The sequence below is a fragment of the Slackia sp. genome, assembly GCF_977041755.1.
The window spans coordinates 1-6,522 of record NZ_CDRRGL010000103.1 but is presented as its reverse complement, the minus strand read 5'-3'; the positions used below and the strand labels follow the sequence as shown (position 1 = coordinate 6,522).

The following is a 6,522-nucleotide window of genomic DNA, read 5'->3' as shown; positions in this document are numbered from 1 at the left end:
GGATTTCTGCGTTTATCAGGCGAAATGCAAAGATTACCCTACGGGGGTAATAGGCGCGCGCGGGAATTTCGGCCATTGTGGGTAGCGTTGAAGCCGCGAAGCGCGGCAAGGCCGAGAACGAAGAAGGGGGACCAATGACCGAGGAGAACGAAGGCCAGCGCACCGTCGCGCCGGCTGACGCGGATCATGCGCCCAAAGGGAAGAACAAAAAGAAGCCGGCCATTGTGGCAGGCACCGTCGCCGTTGTTTTGGTGCTCGCCGGCGCTGGTTTTTGGGTATGGCATGAGCAGCCGAGTTTCTGCAACGCTATTTGCCACAGCCCGATGGACAATTATGTCGAGAGCTATACGTCGGGCGACGCAGGCATGCTTGTGACGCAGCATGCTGAGGCGGGCAAGAACTGTCTCGACTGCCACAATCCGGTTATCACCGAGCAGCTTACCGAGGTATGCACATGGGTGGCCGACGATTATCCCATGACCGATGACGGCATGCTGAACACCGGCAAGGAAATCGCTACCGAAGAGTTCTGCACTAACGACGGCTGCCACAACATGAGCGATGTCGTGAACGCTACGTGGGGTTTCGAAGGCAACGACGCCAAATTCAACCCGCATTCCAGCCACCAGGACAACCAGCTCGAATGCGGCGATTGCCATAAATCGCATGAGACGAGCACCCTGTACTGCGCTAAATGCCACGACTTGAACCTGCCCGAGGGCTGGGAGGCCACCAATGAGTAATGTATCTCGCCGTAATTTCTTCAAGGGCGCTGGCGCTGCCGCCCTGGTTGCTGCCACCGCTGGTTCCCTTTCGGGTTGCGGGAACGGCTACGAAAGTAACGAGTCCATCAAGAACGACACCACCCAGCGTCCGTCCGGTCCGAGCTGGCTTGGCGAGGCTCCCCAGATTGATGAGGCGGAAATCACTGAAACGCTCGATTACGAAGTCGTTGTCGTGGGCTTGCGCACTGGCGGCCTGCCCGCCCTTATGTCCGCTGCCGAAAATGGCGCGCGCGTGCTCGGCATTGAGCAAATGAGCAAAATCGCCGAGCCTCGCGAAGACCTTGGCGCCGTCAATTCGCGTTACCAGCTCGAATCGTTCAGCGAATTCCCTCAGTTCGAGATTGATAAGATGGAAATCATGGAAGACATCGTGCGCTATGCGAATGGCTTCGTGAATTATGATCTTATTAAGCTGTGGGTCGATGAATCGGGCGGCATGATTAACTGGCTGTCCGACATCATCGAACGTGACGGCAAATTCAAGATGTGGTTCGAGGGCTCCGTTGGCACTGAAGGCCAGGGCGCTCGCGATAAGGCATGGGCTACGGGCCATAGCCCCCAAAAGCTCGTTGACGATAAAGAGATTACGTTCGGCAGCACCATGCGCGATTACGCTATCGAAAATGGCGCCGAGATTCGTTATGATACCATGCTCGTGAAATGCGAGCAGGATGAATCGGGCCGCGTGACCGGCGTTATTTGCCGCGATGGCAACGACCTGCACTATATTCGCGTGAATGCCTCCAAGGGCGTAATTCTGGCAACGGGCGGTTATGTGGCGAACACCGAAATGGTTGAGGCTCGCCAGGTATGGAACAATCGCCTCAAGATCAATATTCCCGTTGGTGGCAGCTGCACGGGAGACGGCATTAAGGCCGCTATGTGGTGCGGTGCGACCATCGACCCCTTGGGCTGCGCCGTCACGTTCAATCGCGCATGCTGCAAGCCCGATGAGGTTGCTGGCAGCGACCTGGTTGGCAAGTGGTTCTGGTTCGGCGAGCAGCCGTTCCTCAAGGTGAACCTGCAGGGTAAGCGCTTCTGCAACGAGAGCGGTCCGTACGATTACATGCTGCACTCGGCTTTCATGCAGCCGTACCACACGTACGTCGACATTTGGGATTCCGATTACGTTGCGCAAGTCAAGCAGATTAACGAAGTTGGTTGCTGCCGTTTGTACCCCTTCGATAACGGCGCTCCGTCGAACATGGATATTTCTGCCATGCAGAGCAAGTTCGACCAACTCGAGGAGGCCGGCTATATCCAGAAGGCCGACACCATGGAGGAGCTTGCAGCCAAGCTGAATCTTCCCGTCGAGGCGACCGTTGCCACCTGGGAGCGCTACAACAAATTCGCCGAACAGGGCAAAGACGAGGACTACAACAAAGAGCCGTATCGCCTCACGTCGCTTACGCATCCGCCGTATTACGGCGTGCGCACGGGCGCGTGGTTCCTGGCTACGATTGATGGCTGCCCCATCAACACCGATATGCACCCGGTAAACGAAGCGGGCGAGCAAATCGACGGTCTGTACCTGGTTGGCAACGACTCGGGCGGCTTCTTCAGCGTGAGCTATCCGAATCTTATGACTGGTCTTGCCGCGGGCCGCACCATGACGTTTGGCCGTCGTGCTGGCATGCTTGCCGCAACGGGCCAGGCGTAAGCTCCCGGGCTCCGCGCTTCGTTCGATTGGCGCGGGGCCCTGCAAGCCATCCTTCTTAAAAATTTCTTGAGCCCTCGCGTTTCCCCTTATGCGCGAGCGTGCACTTCCCCTCTGGCGCCATGGGGCGCCCGCCCGATGCCCTCCCTGTCTGGGGCATCGGGCTTTTGCTACAATGGCACGGTTCATCAGGGAAACCATCTGGAGGGCAGCCATGGGCGAGCGTATTCACGATGCAGCGTTTTGGCGCGCAACGGCGGCGCTCTGCCTTGTGCTTGCGACTTCCAGCTTCATGAATATTTCGGCGTTTCCTTTGTTCGACCATGTGTTCACATATGCGCGAGATATATCGGTTCTCGCGAACGCGGCGTGCTTGGTTGCCGTTGCCCTGGTGGCTTCTTTCCGCTCTTCTTTGCTCAATTCCCATATCGTCAATATTGCAGCGCTTGCATTTTTGGTTTTTGGATCAACGGGCATCGCGGTGTCGTTCGCAATGCAATCGTCTTGGCTGCTTGTGTTCTCTTCGTGCTTGGTTGCCGCCGCGCGTGGATGGGTGAGTGTCGTTGCGGGGGTGTCGCTTCTGCGTTTTCCCATTTCCGATATCGCCCAAAGCGTCACGCTGGCTTTTCTGGGCAATTGCGCGTTTAGCTATGCTGCCCGGCTCTTGCCTTCAAGCGTTGGTTTGCTGGCGTTTTTCGTGGCTCCTCTGGCGGCTTTATTGCTTGCGCGTGGCGTCGCAAATCCCGTGCTTGCTGAAGTTGCGGCTTCCGATTCGCCGGCCGACATCGCCATCACGCAGCCCTCGTCGTTTCTGGCATTGGGTTCCCAATTGTTTGTGTGCTTGTTCTTCTTTCGCGTGGCGTTTGGCTTCTCGCTTCGTTTTGGGGAAGTGGATGGCGCGCCTTTGGCAGATTTCTTCTCTATCGTGCCGATTGGCTTTTTGGCTTTATATACCGTCGCCTCGTCAGGCAAGCTTGTGAAGGGCGACCTGCTTGCGCAGGTGTCGGTGCTCTTCGTGCTTGCCGGTTTTTTCGCAACCACGATTTCGGCTCCGTGGGCTTATGCGGCGAGTGCGTCGCTTCTCTCGTGTGGCAACGCGCTGTTTGACGTGGTTGGCTGGGTGGTGCTCGCCGCGGTTGGCGCGCGTAACACGCGTGCGTCGGTTGCGACCATCGCATGGGGACGTGGCGTGTCGGCGCTTGGCAGCATCGTCGGTGCGGCAATTGGCGTATGGGCGAGCGCGACGTCGTTGACGCACCCCATCGCCGTGCAGCTGGCGACGGGCGCACTCGTTGTCGGGTTCGCGGCATATGCGCTTATTGGCCTGAAGAATTTCAGTTTCATCGATACCATCAACGGCGTGACCGAAGTCGTTGACGCGCAGCCGACCAATATCGAAGAGGCATCGCACGCGACGCTCGAACAAGCATGCTCGGCCATTGCCGATCGGGCCTCACTTACCCCTCGCGAGAGGGAGGTGTTCGAGATGCTCGCTCGTGGTCGCGACAGCTTTTATATTCAAGAGCAGCTCATGGTTTCACGCAACACGGTGAAGGCGCACGTTAAGCATATCTACGCGAAGTTCGATATCCACACTCATCAGGACTTGCTCGATATCGTTGAATCCGAAATGGCATCGTGAGGCCGTGCGGCATGCTTGCGTTTTAGTGAGGGCTTGTCGCTCGCGCTCGAATTGCGGCGCGGTCGAGTTCGGCGTATTCAAGCGTTGCGTCCTCGATGCCCTCACCGTAAGGTTGCGCATCTGGCGTCGCCCCGCGCAAAGACCGACGTATGCGAGGTTGTCGCGCGCCGGGCGCCCGTTCGCGGAATCTTTTGTTCCGCATCTTGCTCATTGGTCGCTTTAGCGTACAATAGTGCTCATGATGAATGCCCTCGACATACAATCTCTCAAAGCCGCGCGCACCGCGTTGGCTGGTCGATGGCTCTAGCTTCAAGTTTGCTCAGCGAGCTTGAGGCGCCTTTTTCGTGCACCTGAATGACGAAACGGCGTAAAGCCCTGATTTTTCGCAGGCTTGAAGCGTCTCCAATTTCCGCACAATATTTCAGACACGCGCGAAAGGCAGTGCCATGCAGCTCACCGATGAACAGTTCAACCTTATTAAAAAGCAATTCAAAACCCTGAAAGATCGCTCTCCCTTCTATGCGAAGAAGTTCGAGGGCATCGATTTGTCCGACGTGCAAACCCAGGCCGACTTCGAGAAACTGCCCTTTTCGGAAAAGGCCGACTTGCGCGAAGCGTACCCATTGGGAATCCAGGCTGTGCCCGACGAGGAAGTTGTGCGCATCCACAGCTCTTCGGGAACGACGGGCACGCCGGTCATTATTCCGTACACCGCGCAAGATGTTGCCGATTGGGCCGAAATGTTCGCGCGTTGCTATCGCACGGCAGGCATTAACAATAAAGATCGCATACAAATTACCCCTGGCTATGGTTTGTGGACTGCGGGCATCGGATTCCAGCTTGGCTGCGAGCGTTTGGGCGCTATGGCTATTCCCATGGGTCCCGGCAATACCGAGAAACAGCTGCAAATGATGCAAGACCTGCACAGCACGGTTATCACGGGAACGAGCAGCTATGCGCTTTTGCTTGCTGAAGAAATCTCCAAGCGCGGCTTGCGCGATAAGCTCGATTTGCGCAAGGGCGTTATTGGATCGGAGCGTTGGGGCGAAAAGATGCGCCGCCGCATCGAGAACGAGCTCGGCGTTGAGATTTTCGATATCTATGGCCTGACCGAGATTTATGGCCCAGGCATTGGCATTTCGTGCAGCGAGCACCATGGCATGCATATCTGGAGCGATTACGTATATTGCGAAATCGTCGATCCGAAGACTGGCAAGCCCGTGCCCGACGGCGAAATGGGCGAGCTCGTGCTCACAACGCTGCGCAAGCAGGGCGCGCCGCTTATTCGCTATCGCACGCACGACCTTACGCGCATCATTCCCGGCGATTGTGCTTGCGGCTTGAAGCATCCCCGCATCGATACCCTTACTGGTCGTACCGACGACATGGTGAAGGTGAAGGGCTGCAACATGTTCCCCGCGCAAATTGAGGAAGTCATTGCGTTTACGGATGGCGCGAGCTCTGAGTATCAGGTCATGATTGAAGCGATTGATGGTCGCGACGTGCTCACGGTGCTGTTTGAGACTCCGCTTGAAGGCGACGATAAAGCCAAGTGTGAGCAGGAGCTTGCGCTGCTCTTCAAGGCGAAGATCGGCTGCACACCTGAAGCGAAGGGCGTTCCCATGGGCGAGTTGCCGCGTTCTATGAAGAAGACCAAGCGCATTTTCGACAGCCGCTACTAAGCATACCTATATATAGATATAGAGAGAATCGACCAGGGACGGTCGCCGAGGGGCGGCCCGCGCGGAAGGCGGGCGAGCTCCGGGGGCGGCCGTCTTTCTTTTTTCGGGGTGCCCCCGAAGGCGGAAACCGTGCGGTCCCGAGCACCGGTCGCCCCAGAGGGCCGAGGCGCGCAAGCGCCGAGCCTCCGGGGCTGTCATGTCTATGGGCCGAGGCGAAACGCCTGGCCGAAGGCTCCCTCACGCCTGGGCTCCCCTCCTTCTGCCTCCGCTTTACCGCGCCGGAGTTGTCGGCATCCTGTGTGCGGGAGGGTTTCCCGCCCGCGCCGCGGCGGGGGAGCGTATAATACCGAACTCGTCGCCGCGAAGGGCCTAAGCCCCAGCGGCGTGGCGCCCCGCGACCCGCGGGACGGCCGGCAAAAACTTTCTGAAAAAAGTTCTTGACACGGCCGAGCGCGCAAGGTAGTATTCAATCTTGCGCCAAGCGGGAACGCGAAGCGCACGGCGGGCGATAAGCCCCGCCGGGAACCTTGAGAACCGGATACTGTGGATGGAATTTTACGAAGCCAGACAGGGCTTCGGGGGAGATTCCCCCGAAGCAATCATATGGACCCTGATTCAATTTTTTAATTAACTAGGATTTGAGGGCATCCGCCCTCAACTTTCCACGGAGAGTTTGATCCTGGCTCAGGATGAACGCTGGCGGCGCGCCTAACACATGCAAGTCGAACGAGTAAGACGCCTTCGGGCGTGGATAGA

4 protein-coding genes and 1 rRNA gene are annotated in these 6,522 nt (G+C 57.7%); all 5 read left to right on the top strand.

Annotated elements, in window-relative coordinates:
• Nucleotides 1–134: 134 nt before the first annotated feature.
• Nucleotides 135–743: a cytochrome c3 family protein gene (locus tag ACWI8T_RS07450; protein ID WP_449138482.1), complete on the top strand. Its 609-nt coding sequence runs from the start codon at nt 135–137 to the stop codon at nt 741–743.
• Nucleotides 736–2,445, top strand: a complete 1,710-nt coding sequence (locus ACWI8T_RS07445) for an FAD-dependent oxidoreductase (RefSeq protein ID WP_449138481.1) — start codon at nt 736–738, stop codon at nt 2,443–2,445. Before ACWI8T_RS07450 ends, ACWI8T_RS07445 begins: the two co-directional genes overlap by 8 nt.
• Nucleotides 2,446–2,656: 211 nt before the next feature.
• Nucleotides 2,657–4,084: a response regulator transcription factor gene (locus ACWI8T_RS07440; RefSeq protein WP_449138480.1), complete on the top strand. Its 1,428-nt coding sequence runs from the start codon at nt 2,657–2,659 to the stop codon at nt 4,082–4,084.
• 446 nt (nt 4,085–4,530) lie between these two features.
• Nucleotides 4,531–5,766, top strand: coding sequence for a phenylacetate--CoA ligase family protein (locus tag ACWI8T_RS07435; RefSeq protein WP_449138479.1), 1,236 nt, complete (start codon nt 4,531–4,533; stop codon nt 5,764–5,766).
• A gap of 661 nt (nt 5,767–6,427) precedes the next feature.
• Nucleotides 6,428–6,522, top strand: a 16S ribosomal RNA gene (locus tag ACWI8T_RS07430); the annotation flags it as partial.

Coding starts and splice junctions, on each gene's coding strand:
- ACWI8T_RS07450 (WP_449138482.1), top strand. CDS start 135: ATGACCGAGGAGAACGAAGGCCAGCGCACCGTCGCGCCGGCTGACGCG.
- ACWI8T_RS07445 (WP_449138481.1), top strand. CDS start 736: ATGAGTAATGTATCTCGCCGTAATTTCTTCAAGGGCGCTGGCGCTGCC.
- ACWI8T_RS07440 (WP_449138480.1), top strand. CDS start 2,657: ATGGGCGAGCGTATTCACGATGCAGCGTTTTGGCGCGCAACGGCGGCG.
- ACWI8T_RS07435 (WP_449138479.1), top strand. CDS start 4,531: ATGCAGCTCACCGATGAACAGTTCAACCTTATTAAAAAGCAATTCAAA.